Origin of the sequence: Dokdonella sp., from assembly GCF_051958935.1 — a bacterium.
Lineage (GTDB): Bacteria > Pseudomonadota > Gammaproteobacteria > Xanthomonadales > Rhodanobacteraceae > Dokdonella_A.
The window spans coordinates 1-11846 of sequence record NZ_JBQCFP010000147.1 but is presented as its reverse complement, the minus strand read 5'-3'; the positions used below and the strand labels follow the sequence as shown (position 1 = coordinate 11846).

General features: G+C 66.4%; 12 protein-coding genes, 1 tRNA gene and 1 pseudogene. 8 read left to right on the top strand and 6 right to left on the bottom strand.

The genetic code is table 11. The annotated features are described in order from the left end of the window. Positions 1–400 (top strand): hypothetical protein (locus tag ACTHK2_RS14390; RefSeq protein ID WP_440246407.1); only part of this gene is annotated, 400 nt, incomplete at its 5' end. Positions 401–561: 161 nt separating this feature from the next. On the opposite strand, the pseudogene ACTHK2_RS14385 reads toward ACTHK2_RS14390, so the two are convergent. Together ACTHK2_RS14385 and ACTHK2_RS14380 are read right to left on the bottom strand one after the other, a co-directional pair. Then, positions 562–1214 (bottom strand): annotated as a pseudogene (locus ACTHK2_RS14385) (transposase); the annotation flags it as partial. Between the two features lie 224 nt (positions 1215–1438). After that, complete coding sequence (locus tag ACTHK2_RS14380; RefSeq protein ID WP_440246406.1) at positions 1439–1651, bottom strand: hypothetical protein; 213 nt, start codon at positions 1649–1651, stop codon at positions 1439–1441. 184 nt (positions 1652–1835) lie between these two features. Between ACTHK2_RS14380 and ACTHK2_RS14375 the strand changes: the two genes are divergently transcribed. Then, positions 1836–2873: a hypothetical protein gene (locus ACTHK2_RS14375; protein ID WP_440246405.1), complete on the top strand. Its 1038-nt coding sequence runs from the start codon at positions 1836–1838 to the stop codon at positions 2871–2873. Positions 2874–3087: 214 nt separating this feature from the next. Here ACTHK2_RS14375 and ACTHK2_RS14370 read toward each other — a convergent pair. From ACTHK2_RS14370 to rplM, 3 genes are all read right to left on the bottom strand, one after another. Next, positions 3088–3161, bottom strand: a tRNA-Gln gene (locus tag ACTHK2_RS14370). 107 nt (positions 3162–3268) lie between these two features. Then, positions 3269–3661: a 30S ribosomal protein S9 gene (gene rpsI / locus ACTHK2_RS14365; protein WP_440246404.1), complete on the bottom strand. Its 393-nt coding sequence runs from the start codon at positions 3659–3661 to the stop codon at positions 3269–3271. 56 nt (positions 3662–3717) lie between these two features. Further along, positions 3718–4152, bottom strand: a complete 435-nt coding sequence (rplM, locus tag ACTHK2_RS14360; protein WP_182530832.1) for a 50S ribosomal protein L13 — start codon at positions 4150–4152, stop codon at positions 3718–3720. A 123-nt stretch (positions 4153–4275) separates the two neighbouring features. Here rplM and ACTHK2_RS14355 point away from each other — a divergent pair, with 123 nt between their 5' ends. Together ACTHK2_RS14355 and coq7 are read left to right on the top strand one after the other, a co-directional pair. Next, positions 4276–5511 carry a (Fe-S)-binding protein gene (locus ACTHK2_RS14355; protein WP_440246403.1) on the top strand — a complete coding sequence of 412 codons (1236 nt, stop codon included), beginning with the start codon at positions 4276–4278 and terminating at the stop codon, positions 5509–5511. Positions 5512–5557: 46 nt separating this feature from the next. Beyond that, the gene (gene coq7 / locus ACTHK2_RS14350; RefSeq protein WP_440246402.1) at positions 5558–6202 is read left to right on the top strand and encodes a 2-polyprenyl-3-methyl-6-methoxy-1,4-benzoquinone monooxygenase; all 645 of its coding nucleotides are present in this window, start codon (positions 5558–5560) and stop codon (positions 6200–6202) included. Positions 6203–6268: 66 nt separating this feature from the next. Here coq7 and speD read toward each other — a convergent pair whose 3' ends face one another. Beyond that, entirely contained in the window at positions 6269–7054 is a 786-nt protein-coding gene (gene speD / locus ACTHK2_RS14345) for an adenosylmethionine decarboxylase (protein WP_182530829.1), read from the bottom strand. 387 nt (positions 7055–7441) lie between these two features. Between speD and crp the strand changes: the two genes are divergently transcribed. From crp to ACTHK2_RS14325, 4 genes are all read left to right on the top strand, one after another. Beyond that, the gene (gene crp, locus ACTHK2_RS14340; RefSeq protein WP_414650076.1) at positions 7442–8056 is read left to right on the top strand and encodes a cAMP-activated global transcriptional regulator CRP; all 615 of its coding nucleotides are present in this window, start codon (positions 7442–7444) and stop codon (positions 8054–8056) included. 393 nt (positions 8057–8449) lie between these two features. Beyond that, positions 8450–9907 carry a DUF5666 domain-containing protein gene (locus tag ACTHK2_RS14335; RefSeq protein WP_440246401.1) on the top strand — a complete coding sequence of 486 codons (1458 nt, stop codon included), beginning with the start codon at positions 8450–8452 and terminating at the stop codon, positions 9905–9907. 64 nt (positions 9908–9971) lie between these two features. Further along, the gene (locus tag ACTHK2_RS14330) at positions 9972–10619 is read left to right on the top strand and encodes a hypothetical protein (protein WP_440246400.1); all 648 of its coding nucleotides are present in this window, start codon (positions 9972–9974) and stop codon (positions 10617–10619) included. 339 nt (positions 10620–10958) lie between these two features. Next, positions 10959–11846, top strand: an 888-nt coding sequence (locus ACTHK2_RS14325) for an ExeA family protein (protein WP_440246399.1), incomplete at its 3' end; no start/stop codon positions are given.

Sequence of the window (11846 nt, the reverse complement as noted above, 5' to 3'; positions counted from 1 at the left end):
ACCGCTGGGTCATTACACGAGCGCAGAGCATCGCGAACTGACAGGCATCGCCGTTCTTGCAATTCGCGCATCTTCTACTTGCCGGCACATGGTTTTCGAGCGCCACAATGATTGGAATCGCCGAGGAGGCATGGCGGGAGGAGTTGCGCAATTGCTGTCGCCGTCGCTGCTCTTCGCGGGAACGACCATGGAGGAAGTCCGCATGCCCAAGCATCGGGTCGCGAGACTTCTGACCCTGATCACGGCGGTGGCTTACGGCCCGGCCATGGCGTATCCAGAGAATCCGTTTCTGACGCCTGAACATCCAACAGCGCAAGACGCGATCATCATCAATGCCAGTGCTGGACCTTGTGACACTGCAATATGCATTTGCCGAGCCGGAGGTAACGCGCAGTGGTGATCAAAACACTGTCCGGCTGAAAGGAGTCCACGTAGACGATCCGATTTTCTGCGTGTTCGGCTGGAAAATCGACCAGGTTCGATCGGAAGCTTTCCGCCAGGTTCTTACACCGACGTCCCCCCCGCTTTGAGTAGCGGTCGGATCTAGAGTCCGGGTTCGAGCTTGCTCGGCTCGATCAGGCGCAACAGCACGCCTTGCTCGTGAGCCCACGTGACCATGGTACTTCCGCAGAACTCCTTGCCAATGTCGGTGCGGATGGCCTTCGGCAATCCCCGGCTCAGCGCCAGGCCTTCGAGCACGCGGACGACGCCGTGGCCGGAGATCGCACGCTCCGTCTCGATCGCGACCGCCTCGTGCGTGGCGTCGTCGACGATCGTCAGGCACTTGATCACGCGACTGTCGGCCGTGCGGTCGAACACGTTCCGATCCGGGCGCGGCGAATAGCGCAACGCGCTCGCACTCATGCCTGCCACCGCCAACGCGCGGCGCTCGCTTAGTCCTTGGGTCGCCGTCTGCCGCACCAGCTCCCTGCGCGCCGATGCGGTCACCACTTTTTTCGCAGGGCGTCCTGGATCACTTCGTTCTCGAGCACCTGCTCGGCCAACAGCTTCTTCAGCCGCCCGTTCTCCGTCTCCCGCTCCTTCAGCCGCTTCGCCTCCGGCACGCTCATACCGCCGAACTTGCTGCGCCACAGGTAGTACGACGCCTCGCTGAAGCCGTGCTTGCGGCACAGGTCCTTCACCGCCACGCCGGCCTCCGCCTCACGCAGGAAGCCGATGATCTGCTCTTCGCTGAAACGCTTCTTTGCGTCCAATCTCCTCTTCGGTGGGATTGGACTCCAGATCGTAGTGCTACTCAAAGTCGGGGGACGTCGGGGTCAGTACACCTTCGCCTGTTCAAGCCCTGTCGTGTGCCCGCTCTCACCAGCGTCCCGCACGCGCTTCCACGCATGCCACGACTCTGCAAGACCGTCGCCCGTCACGATCCCGGCGTGCACACTGGAGCACGTGAGGAGCAGCGCGATGATAGCTGCGATTTTCATGCGATGCGGAACTTCTGAAGGTCGTCGTAGGCGGCCATCGAACGATTGTGCGCGGCGAACAAAGTTTCATGGTACGCACGAATCATCTCTGGCGCGGCCTTCGACTTCACTGCGTTGTGCACCAAGTCGATCTGACGGCTCTCCTCCGCAACGGCTGCCCGCCAAGCATTCCAAGCATCCTGTCCAGCGGCCATGTCGTACACCGGCATAACACTCTCCCGTACTACTACGATTGCTGGAGCCTACCCTAGGGGCCCGAAAGATTCACCGCGAATTTCCGGGGAGTGGGAGCTGTCGATGGCTTGTAGGAAATTTCCTACAGACGTCTGAGCGCCGCTCTGGCAGGCTTATCGGAAGGGTAGAGAGAAACTTCAACCTCTTCGGGGATAGATGATGACGAATATTGTTGCCTGGATCGCTGTGGCGGTCTTGGTGGGTATGGCTGCGGCTCTTGTGACCCAGCGGGTTCCGATTCGAGACCGCTGGAACAACTTGCCCCCAAGCGTCAAAAAGGCCGCGAAGCCCCTGATGTGGGCAATCGTCACATCAATTGTGCTGACCGTCCTCGCATATTACGCGGCCGGGGCATTCTTCCATGTAGATCATCTTAGTCTGGCGCCCGAGAAGGTATTTTCTTTCATTGATGCGGTGCTTGCAGGAATCGTCGCCTTCGCCCTCCTAGGAGCTTTCACATTCCTCGCCTCCGTTCGTCGGCCCGAAGAGGAGGCTTTGGATGATCGGATTGCATTTCTCTATTCTGCGAGGCGAGAGGATGGGCATGAGTTCAATAAATATCTGAAAGAACAGGTGATGCTACTCGGCGCGTGCGTGACGAACGGAAAATTCAAATACGAATATGTCGAGATTTCCGCCGACGGAAAATTTCTACGCACAATTGCGACTATGTCGATGTGCATCGTCAACACCATGAAGCATGATACCTATAGGCAGACAATGCCCCTGAAGATCAGCATTCCAGCAACAGCAGGGGTTATCGGGACGCTTGGAAAGGTCTTCTACGTTCAAACGCGGTCGAGAGATGGTGATGGCAACTACGGCGATCGCGTTGAACTATTGCCAAATGTCTGCCTGCTCACAGCGAGCAGCAATGAGTATCGCACCGACATCGAATTGGAGATCCCTCCAGCCGGTGAGTTGACGTACGAATACATGTTTGAAGGATGGGAGCCCGCTTCTCGCCCCGACTTCAGTGGAGCGAATAGATTCATCGAGCGGGCTGAGCTTGAATTCGTGAACTCGACTACCCAAATCATCCACGTTGATCCTACGTCTGATGAAAGCAGGCCGTCGATAACAATTGATCGAAGTGTGGTGCTGAATCCAGGTGAAAGCAGCAATGTAACGATCACAGCGCTACCGCCGAGCAAGGTCGTTGCGATGGCGGTATCAGTTCACAATTCGAACGCGTAGAAGTGCTAAGCTCGATTCGTCGATGAATTCAGGAATGTCGACGGGAGGACATACCATGAGGCATGAGAGCGATACCAAGGGCGGCTGAATGAAAGTCGGTCCCGTTGCAAGAAAAGGCCCCGAGAGGGGCCTTTTTGCTGTCTGCTACTGTCCCCACCAATGTCCCCGCCGAAAGAAAAAGGGCCTAGCGTTTCCGCTAAGCCCTTGATCTTTATGGCTGGGGGACTAGGATTCGAACCTAGATAAACGGAGTCAGAGTCCGTTGTCCTACCGTTAGACGATCCCCCAATAGGGGCGGGATGTGGCGGGAGCCGCGGTGATGCCGTCTGAGCCGGCTCCCATCCCCGGGCCCGAGGGCCCACCGCTGCCGCCATCGGCGGCAACGGGATGATCGATCAGCGCTTGGAGTACTGCGTCGCGCGACGGGCCTTGTGCAGGCCGACCTTCTTGCGCTCGACTTCGCGCGCGTCGCGGGTCATGAACCCGGCCTTGCGCAGCGGCGACTTCAGCGTCTCGTCGTACTCGACCAGGGCACGCGCGATGCCGAGGCGGATCGCACCGGCCTGGCCGGTCATGCCGCCGCCCTCGACCGTGACGAGCACGTCGAACTTGTCGTGGTTCTGGGTCAGCTCGAGCGGCTGGCGCACGATCATGCGCGAGGTCTCGCGACCGAAGAAGTCGTCGAGGGCCTTGCCGTTGACCGTGATCGCGCCGCTGCCCTTGCGCAGGAACACGCGCGCTGCGGAGGACTTGCGACGGCCGGTGCCGTAGTTCTGCTGGATCGCCATGTGTCTGTTCTTCAGCTTCGTGGATTAGTCCGTGCCGGCAGGCACGGGCTCGGATTTCAGGCCTTGACCTCGAGCACCTGCGGCTGCTGCGCCGTGTGCGGGTGGTTCGGGCCGGCATAGACCTTGAGCTTGCGGTACATCGCGCGGCCGAGCGGATTCTTCGGCAGCATGCCCTTCACGCCGATCTCGATCACGCGCTCGGGATGGCGCGCGAGCATGTCCTTCAGCGAGGTCGTCTTGAGGTTGCCGATGTGGCCGGTGAAGCGATGGTAGTTCTTGTCTTCCATCTTGTTGCCGGTCACGGCGATCTTCTCCGCGTTGATCACGACGAGGTAATCGCCGGTATCCACGTGCGGGGTGTAGATCGTCTTGTGCTTGCCGCGCAGGCGATGCGCGAGTTCCGTGCACAGGCGGCCGAGGGTCTTGCCGGCGGCGTCGACCACGTACCAGTCGCGTTTGACGGTTTCAGCCTTGGCGCTGATCGTTTTCATATCGGTAAGACTCTGGCTGGGCCCATGAAACCGGGCCGTCGGAAATGAGGGCGCGGGAGAATAGCGGATGCGCCGCCGGCCCGCAAGCGGGCGCGCCATCCGGTGCGAGCCGGCGATGATAGCATGGAACGCATGTCCGTACCCGCATCCGGCGTATCCCGCGCCGTCCCCGGCGTGGCGACGCTGGCCGACCAGTGCGTGATGTGCGGCCTGTGCCTGCCGCACTGCCCCACCTACCGCCTCGAGCGGACCGAAGCCGAGTCGCCGCGCGGGCGCATCGCGCTCGCGCGCGCGCTGGCCCAGGGGCGACTCGCCCCGGACGAGGCCTTGGTCGCGCACCTCGACCATTGCCTCGGTTGCCTGTCCTGCCAGAAGGTTTGCCCCTCGCAGGTCCGTTACGACGACCTCCTCGTGCAGACGCGTGCCGCGCTGGTGGCCGCCACGCCGCCGGGGCGTCTGCGCCGGTGGCTGCACGCGCCGCACCTGCGGGCTCGGTTCGCCCGCCTCGGCGCGGCGGTGGGCGCAGGACGTTGGCTGCCTCGGCTCGCGCGCGCCCTGCCCAGGGCGTCGTGCTGGCGCCGCATGGCTGAAACGATCCCGGCGGCTCCGGCCCGGCTCAGGATCGCGCCTACCCGCCCGGCGGCGGCCGCTGGACGCTCGATCGCGCTGTTCCGTGGCTGCGTCGGCAGCGTCTACGAGGCCGACACGCTCGCCGCCGCGCGCGTCCTGCTCGAGGCGGCCGGCCATCGCGTGACCGAACTTCATCGCCACTGCTGCGGCGCGCTGCCGCGCCATGGCGGCTTCGTCGACGCCGCCGCACGGGAAGCCGCCGCGACGCGGCGCGCACTGCTCGTGACGGAAGCCGATGTCGTGGTCGGCTGCAGCAGCGGCTGCCATGGCGACCTGCGCGACCGGGTCGCCGTCGGCACGGCGCTCGCCGTGGAGGACGTCCATGCCTTTCTCGCCGCCGATGCCGGGTTCGCCCGGCTGCGCTTCCGCGCACTCGGGCGGCGCGCTGCCTTGCACCTGCCCTGCACCCAGGCCAACGTCGCCGGCGGACTCGGCGCGATCCGCGCGCTGCTCGCGCGGGTGCCGCAGCTCACCGTGCTCGAACTCCCCGAACAACCGCGCTGCTGCGGCGCCGCCGGCAGCTATTTCATCGAGCACCCCTCATTCGCCGACCGGCTGCGGGCACACAAGCTCGACCAGGCCGACGCGCTCGCGCCCGACCTCCTGCTGACGACGAACATCGGCTGCCGCATCCATCTCGGCAACGGGCTCAGGGCGCGCGCATCGGCCCTGCCGGTGCTGCACCCGCTCACGCTGCTGGCCGGGCAGCTCGACCGCGCCGGTACGTAGTGTCGCGGCGATGGAAGGGCGGCGCGTTTCGCCCGACAATGACGCCATGATCGAACGCTCGCTGTCGCCGCTGGATCGCCTGCTCGTCGAGGTCGGACGCGCGCTCGAAACCGTGACCGTGCCCAAGCCGGCCGCGTCGCAGCCCTCGCCTGCGGGCGATCTCGCCGACCCCGCGTTCGACGAGCGTGCGCGCCGGCATGCGGCCGGGCTCATGCGCGTGAACCACGTCGGCGAGGTCTGCGCGCAGGCGCTCTACTTCGGCCAGGCCGCGGTCGCGCGCGAGACGCCGCTGCGCAGGCAGATGCTCGCCGCGGCGGCCGAGGAAACCGATCACCTCGCCTGGTGCGGCGAGCGCCTCGAGGAGCTCGGCAGCCGACCGAGCCTGCTCAACCCGCTCTGGTACGCGGGCGCGTGGGCGATCGGCGCCGGCGCCGGCCTCGTCGGCGACCGCGTCAGCCTCGGCTTCGTCGTCGAGACCGAACGCCAGGTCGAAGCCCACCTCGGCGAACACCTGCAGACGCTTCCCGAGGGCGACGCGCGCAGCCGCGCGATCGTCGCGCGCATGAAGGACGACGAAGCGCGCCATGCCGACCATGCGCTCGCCGCGGGCGCGATCACGCTGCCCACGCCGATTCCGTCGCTGATGCGGTTCGCATCGCGGGTGATGAAGTCGGTGGCTTACCGAATCTAGGGCTGAGGACCCAGGGCTGAAAGCAGACCCTGCGGTACGTTGCGCTTCGCAGCCCCAGCCCTCGCCTCACATCAGATTGCGCCCGTGGAACAGCTCCTCGATCTCGCGCTTGAGCAGCTGCTCGATGCGCTGGCGCTCCTTGAAGGAAAGATCGTCGGCGTTCGCTTCGAACAGGTAGGTGTCGAGGTCGAAGTCCTTCACGTGCATCTTCGTGTGGAAGATGTTTTCCTGATAGACGTTGACGTCGAACATCTCGTATTTCTGGCGGATGTGCTTGGCCAGGTAATCCTGGATCGAGTTGATCTTGTGGTCGATGTAATGCTTGCGGCCCTTCACGTCGCGCGTGAAGCCGCGCACGCGGTAGTCCATCGTGACGATGTCGGACTCGAAGCTGTCGATGAGGTAATTCAACGCGCGCAGCGGCGAAATGACGCCGCAGGTGGCGACGTCGATGTCGGCGCGGAACGTCGCGATGCCGTTGTGCGGATGCGTCTCCGGATAGGTGTGCACCGTGATGTGGCTCTTGTCGAGGTGCGCGACGACGGCGTCGGAGATGACGTCCTTGCCGAGCTTGTCGACCACCGGGTGCTCGGAAATCAGGATCGTCACCGACGCGCCCTGCGGGTCGTAGTCCTGGCGGGCGATGTTGAGGATGTTCGCACCGATGATCTCCGCGACGTCCGTGAGGATCTGCGTGAGGCGGTCCGAGTCGTACTGCTCGTCGATGTACTCGATGTAACGCCGGCGCTGGTCTTCCGACACCGCATAGCAGATGTCGTAGATGTTGAAGCTGAGCGCCTTGGTCAGGTTGTTGAAACCCTGCAGCTGCAGGCGCGGGATCGGTTTGACCACGGCGTACTACCTCGAAAGCGGGAACGAGCGAAGGGGCCGCCGCGGAGTTCCGCGGAGCCCCGCCAAGGGGGCGGATTATGGGCCAAGCGACAGCATGATGAAACCGGATGCACGGGGCCGTCGCGCGGCGTACGGACCCGTTCGCCCGCCGCGTGTCGCCACGCGCGACACAAATTGCAATAAGATGAATCATCCGGCCCCCCGGCGGGCTCGCAAACGCATGGAACCCCCGTGCGTTCCGCCATGGCCAGCACGACCGCCGCGGGCCAACCGCGCGGAGGGGACCCAATGGAAGCGCAAGCCAAGATCGCCGATTTCCGTTACAACCTGCAGCGCGAGATCAATCGCGTCCAGGCGCCGCCGATGCTCACGCCCGATCGCGCCGCGATGGAGCGGTTCCTCGGCGCCTGCCACCGCCGACGCTACGCGAGCAAGACCGCGATCATCCGGCCCGGCGATTCGGCCAACATCCTCTACTACGTGATCGATGGCTCGCTGACCGTCTCGTCCGAGGACGAGGAAGGCCGCGAGCTGATCCTCGCCTACCTCAACCGCGGGGAGTTCATCGGTGAAATGGGGTTGTTCGTCGAAACGCCAAGGCGCGAAGTCATGGTGCGCACGCGCACGCCGTGCGAACTGGCCGAGATCGGCTACGAGCGCATGTTCAATCTGTTCGAGGGGCCCCTGCGCGACGAGTGCCCGAAGATCCTGTTCGCGATCGGCTCGCAGCTGACCAACCGCCTGCTGCATACCTCGCGCAAGGTCAGCCGGCTCGCCTTCATGGACGTGACCGGCCGCGTCGCCAAGACCCTGCTCGACCTCATCGACGAGCCGGACGCCATGACCCACCCGAAGGGCAAGCAGATCCGCATCTCGCGCCAGGAAATCAGCCGCATCGTCGGCTGCTCGCGCGAAATGGTCGGCCGCGTGCTCAAGCAGCTCGAGGAACAGGGCATGATCGAGGTGTCGGGCAAGACCATCGTCGTCGTCGGCACGCACTGACGGCGGCGCCGCGAATTGCCGCGACCCGCGTGGCGACGCCCACGTTCCGAAGGGCGCGCCGTTTGCACAGCCGATCCTCGAACACCTGCGCGAACGCGTGCACGGGGCCTGCCGACCCGCGCGCAAGACGATCAACGGGGCTTCCCCGCAGTTCACCGCGCGGACCGGCCCGTGTGCAGCATGGCTGCGTTCAAGCAGCGCGTCGCACTCGGCTTCCGGCTCGGCGACCTCGTCGCGGGCACGGCGAGGACGAGCAGGGCCCCACCGTGCGCCCGCGGCCCTCGTGAAGGCCAACAGCGCAGCTCCGATCGCGAAACCCGTTCCGCCAGGGCGCTTCGCCGTGCCGCGCGCACCACTCATGCGCATGTGCGCGGGAACGGTCACAATGACCCCATGCGAATCTCCTTCTTCCGGGTTCTCCCCAGCCTGCTCGGTGCCGCCTTGGGCGCGATCGGCGCGAATGCCGTCGCCGCCGAGGGTGTCCTCGACATCAACGGCCACTCCGTTCTTGTCGACGCGACGACCGCGGTGGTCGTCGATGACGTGCCGTTGTCGCCGGGAGCCTCCTTGCCCGACAAGCCGGGCCTGCGCGTCGAAGCGCGCTACGCCGCGGCGAGGGCAGCGGGCGGAGTGCCCGCGGCGGAGACGGTCGTGTTCTCGTATGCGGTGCGCGGGCCGGTCACCTCGACCGCGCCGCTGCGCGTGCTCGGCCAGGAGGTCACCGTCACCGCCGATACCCACCTGACCGGCGTTCCGGGCGGTGCGATCGGCAACGTCGCGCTCGGCGACCACCTTGACGTGAGCGGCTACGTGGACGGCAATGCGAGCCTGCTCGCCTCGTTCGTCGAATACCTGCCCACGCCGACGCCGCGCTGGCTGCTCTCCGGCTACGTCAGCGCGACCAGCATCGACGAAATCTCGATCGGCCCGCAGCGCGTGAGCCTCGCGGGCGTTACGCCGATCGACTGCGGCGACGCGCCCGCGCTCGGGCAGTACGTCGAAATCCGCGCCGACGGGATCACCGGCTTCGACGCCGACAGCGTGCTCGACAGCGTCACGCGGCTCGCCTGCGTCACGCCGATGCCGGTCGGCACGCCGGGCGCGCTCGGCGCGCTCACCGGCCTCGTCGGCGAAGTCACCGGCGCCAGCTTCACGTTCGGTCCGTACACGGTGAGCTACGACGCCGACACCGAGTTCCGCTACGGCAGCGCCGATGACCTCGTGCCGGGCGCGGCGCTCGAAGTCGACGGCGTGTTCGGCGACGGCGGCGCATTCGCGGCGCAGGGCATCCAATTCGACGCGCCGATGATCCGGCTCGAAGGCCCGGTGGATCCCGCCGACGTGCAACCGGGTTCGGACGGCACGGTGACGCTGCTCGGCAATACGGTGCGTCGCGCCGCCCAGCTGCGCGACGAGGATGCGATCTACGCGAGCGGCATCGCGCAGCCGCGCCAGGTCGAACTTCGCGGCTACCTCGATCGCCGCGGCCAGCGCTGGGCGACGCGCGCGCGATTGCGCGGTGCGCCGGATGCGACCGATGCGCGCGCGGGCGGCCCGGTCGAGGGCGTCATGCGGCCGTGGCTGTCGGTGCTCGCCCTCACGCTCGACGCGACCGGCGCGACGTTCGAGGACCCCGCCGGCCATGCGATCGATGCCGACACCTTCTTCGCCGGCGCGGTGCCCGGAGCGATCGTCGAGCAGACCGGTGCATGGAACGGCGGCGACACGCTCAGTGGCGGCGTGGTCGCGCTGATCGCACCGCTCGATCCGCCGCCCGCCGATGCGCCACGCCTGCTCGTCGTCGGCACCCTGCGGGCCGGCGACGCGGTGTTCGCGGACGGTTTCGACTGAACCCGTCGCCGCCGGTACAGCCGGCGCGTGCGAGACTGGTGCGCACGATTGCGCGGAGGTGTCGATGACCCGCCACGTTCCAGCCCGTCGCGTCGATGCGGCGGCCGAAGGGTTCCGCGAGCGCCTCACGCGCGCGGTGCTCGACGTCGCCGGGCATGTTCCCGACAGCGAAGAACACGCGAGCCGTACGCCCGACGAGCGCGCACGCGCGATCGCCTCGGCTGCCGCGAACAAGGCCGCGCTCGCCGCCGGTTCGCTCGCGTTGCCGCCCGGCCCGCTCGGCTGGATCACGATCGTGCCCGAACTCGTCGCGATCTGGCGCATCCAGCGCCAGATGGTCGCCGACATCGCGGCCGTCTACGGTGTCGGCGCCGACCTCACGCGCTCGCACATGCTGTACTGCCTGTTCCGCCACGCCGCCGCCCAAGCGCTACGCGACGTCGGCGTGCAGGTCGGCGCGCGGTTGCTGGTCCAGGACGTGCCGTTGCGGCTGATCGAGAAGGTCGCCGCGAAGATCGGCCTCAGCCTTTCCAAGCGCCTCGTCGGCCGGGGGATCACGCGCTGGTTGCCCGTGGTCGGCGCGCTCGGCGTCGGGGCGTACGCGTACTACGACACCGGCCAGGTGGCGCACACCGCCATTGCGCTGTTCTCCGGCGATGCACTGCACGCACCGCGGCAAGCGCGTCCGCTGCGCGCGAAGATCGCGCGCTGAACGTGCTCCATGCGGTGTCGGAGCGTCGCGGAAGATGACGTCGCACTGCACGCGTGGCCGCCGGTCCCGCTGACGTCGCCGGACCGCGTCGGTGCGCATGTACGCGTCGTCGTCGTGGGTTGCCAATGTCACCCATCACGGGATCGGCGGCCGTGGCGATGACCGGCTGTCGCCTGCGCCGTACGAAGGCCGCCTCCCGGGCGGTCGGCAGGTAAATGAGATTTGCGTCACACTTTGCGTCGCTCGCGCAGGTACTGCCCCGGCCGGTCGCCGCGCCCGCGGAGCACGCTGCCGCCCCGTTCCGGGCGTCGCCATGGCCCCGTCGGGTAAAGTAGTCGCATGTATCTTGAGTATTACGGCCTGCGCGAGCCGCCGTTCTCGATCACCCCGGATCCCCGCTACGTCTTCCTGTCCGAACGGCACCGGGACGCGCTCGCGCACCTGCTCTACGGCATCGGCAAGGGCGGCAGCGGCGGCTTCGTCCAGCTCACCGGCGAGGTCGGCACCGGCAAGACGACCTTGTGCCGCCTGCTGCTCGAGCAGCTGCCCGAGAACACCCGGATCGCGCTCGTCCTCAATCCGAAGCTGTCGCCGGTCGAACTGGTCGAGACGGTCTGCGAGGAGCTCAAGCTCCCGATCGACGGCCAGCGCGGCAGCCTCAAGGCGCTCACGGACACGCTCAACGCGTTCCTGCTCGACGCCTACGCGCAGGGCCTGCGCGTCGTGCTCATCGTCGACGAGGCGCAGAACCTCTCGACCGAGTCGCTCGAGCAGGTGCGACTGCTCACCAATCTGGAGACGCCGACGCAGAAGCTGCTGCAGATCATCCTGCTCGGCCAGCCGGAACTGCGCGAGATGCTCGAGCGGCCGGAACTGCGCCAGCTCGCGCAGCGCATCACCGCGCGCTATCACCTGACGCCGCTGGACGCGGCGGAAACCGAGACGTACGTGCGCCACCGCATGGCGGTCGCCGGCTGCATGCGCATCCCGTTCTCCCGTCTCGGCATGAAGGCGCTGTACCAGCGCTCCGGCGGTATCCCGCGCCTCGTCAACATCATCGCCGACCGCGCGCTGATGGCCGGCTATGCGCGCGAGCAGGACAGCATCGGCGAACGCCTGGTCGATCGCGCCGCGGACGAAACCCTGCCCGGTCACGCTCGCTACTGGTTCCGTCGCTACGGCCTGTGGGGAGCCGCGGCGCTGCTCGCGCTGGCCACGAGCGCGGGC

What these genes read in the sequence shown, in the direction of transcription:
- coq7 (WP_440246402.1), top strand. Translation starts at nt 5,558, where the DNA reads ATGATCGAACGCTCGCTGTCGCCGCTGGATCGCCTGCTCGTCGAGGTC.
- rpsI (WP_440246404.1), bottom strand. Translation starts at nt 3,661, where the DNA reads ATGGCGATCCAGCAGAACTACGGCACCGGCCGTCGCAAGTCCTCCGCA.
- crp (WP_414650076.1), top strand. Translation starts at nt 7,442, where the DNA reads ATGGAGCGGTTCCTCGGCGCCTGCCACCGCCGACGCTACGCGAGCAAG.
- rplM (WP_182530832.1), bottom strand. Translation starts at nt 4,152, where the DNA reads ATGAAAACGATCAGCGCCAAGGCTGAAACCGTCAAACGCGACTGGTAC.
- ACTHK2_RS14355 (WP_440246403.1), top strand. Translation starts at nt 4,276, where the DNA reads ATGGAACGCATGTCCGTACCCGCATCCGGCGTATCCCGCGCCGTCCCC.
- ACTHK2_RS14335 (WP_440246401.1), top strand. Translation starts at nt 8,450, where the DNA reads ATGCGAATCTCCTTCTTCCGGGTTCTCCCCAGCCTGCTCGGTGCCGCC.
- ACTHK2_RS14330 (WP_440246400.1), top strand. Translation starts at nt 9,972, where the DNA reads ATGACCCGCCACGTTCCAGCCCGTCGCGTCGATGCGGCGGCCGAAGGG.
- ACTHK2_RS14375 (WP_440246405.1), top strand. Translation starts at nt 1,836, where the DNA reads ATGACGAATATTGTTGCCTGGATCGCTGTGGCGGTCTTGGTGGGTATG.
- ACTHK2_RS14380 (WP_440246406.1), bottom strand. Translation starts at nt 1,651, where the DNA reads ATGCCGGTGTACGACATGGCCGCTGGACAGGATGCTTGGAATGCTTGG.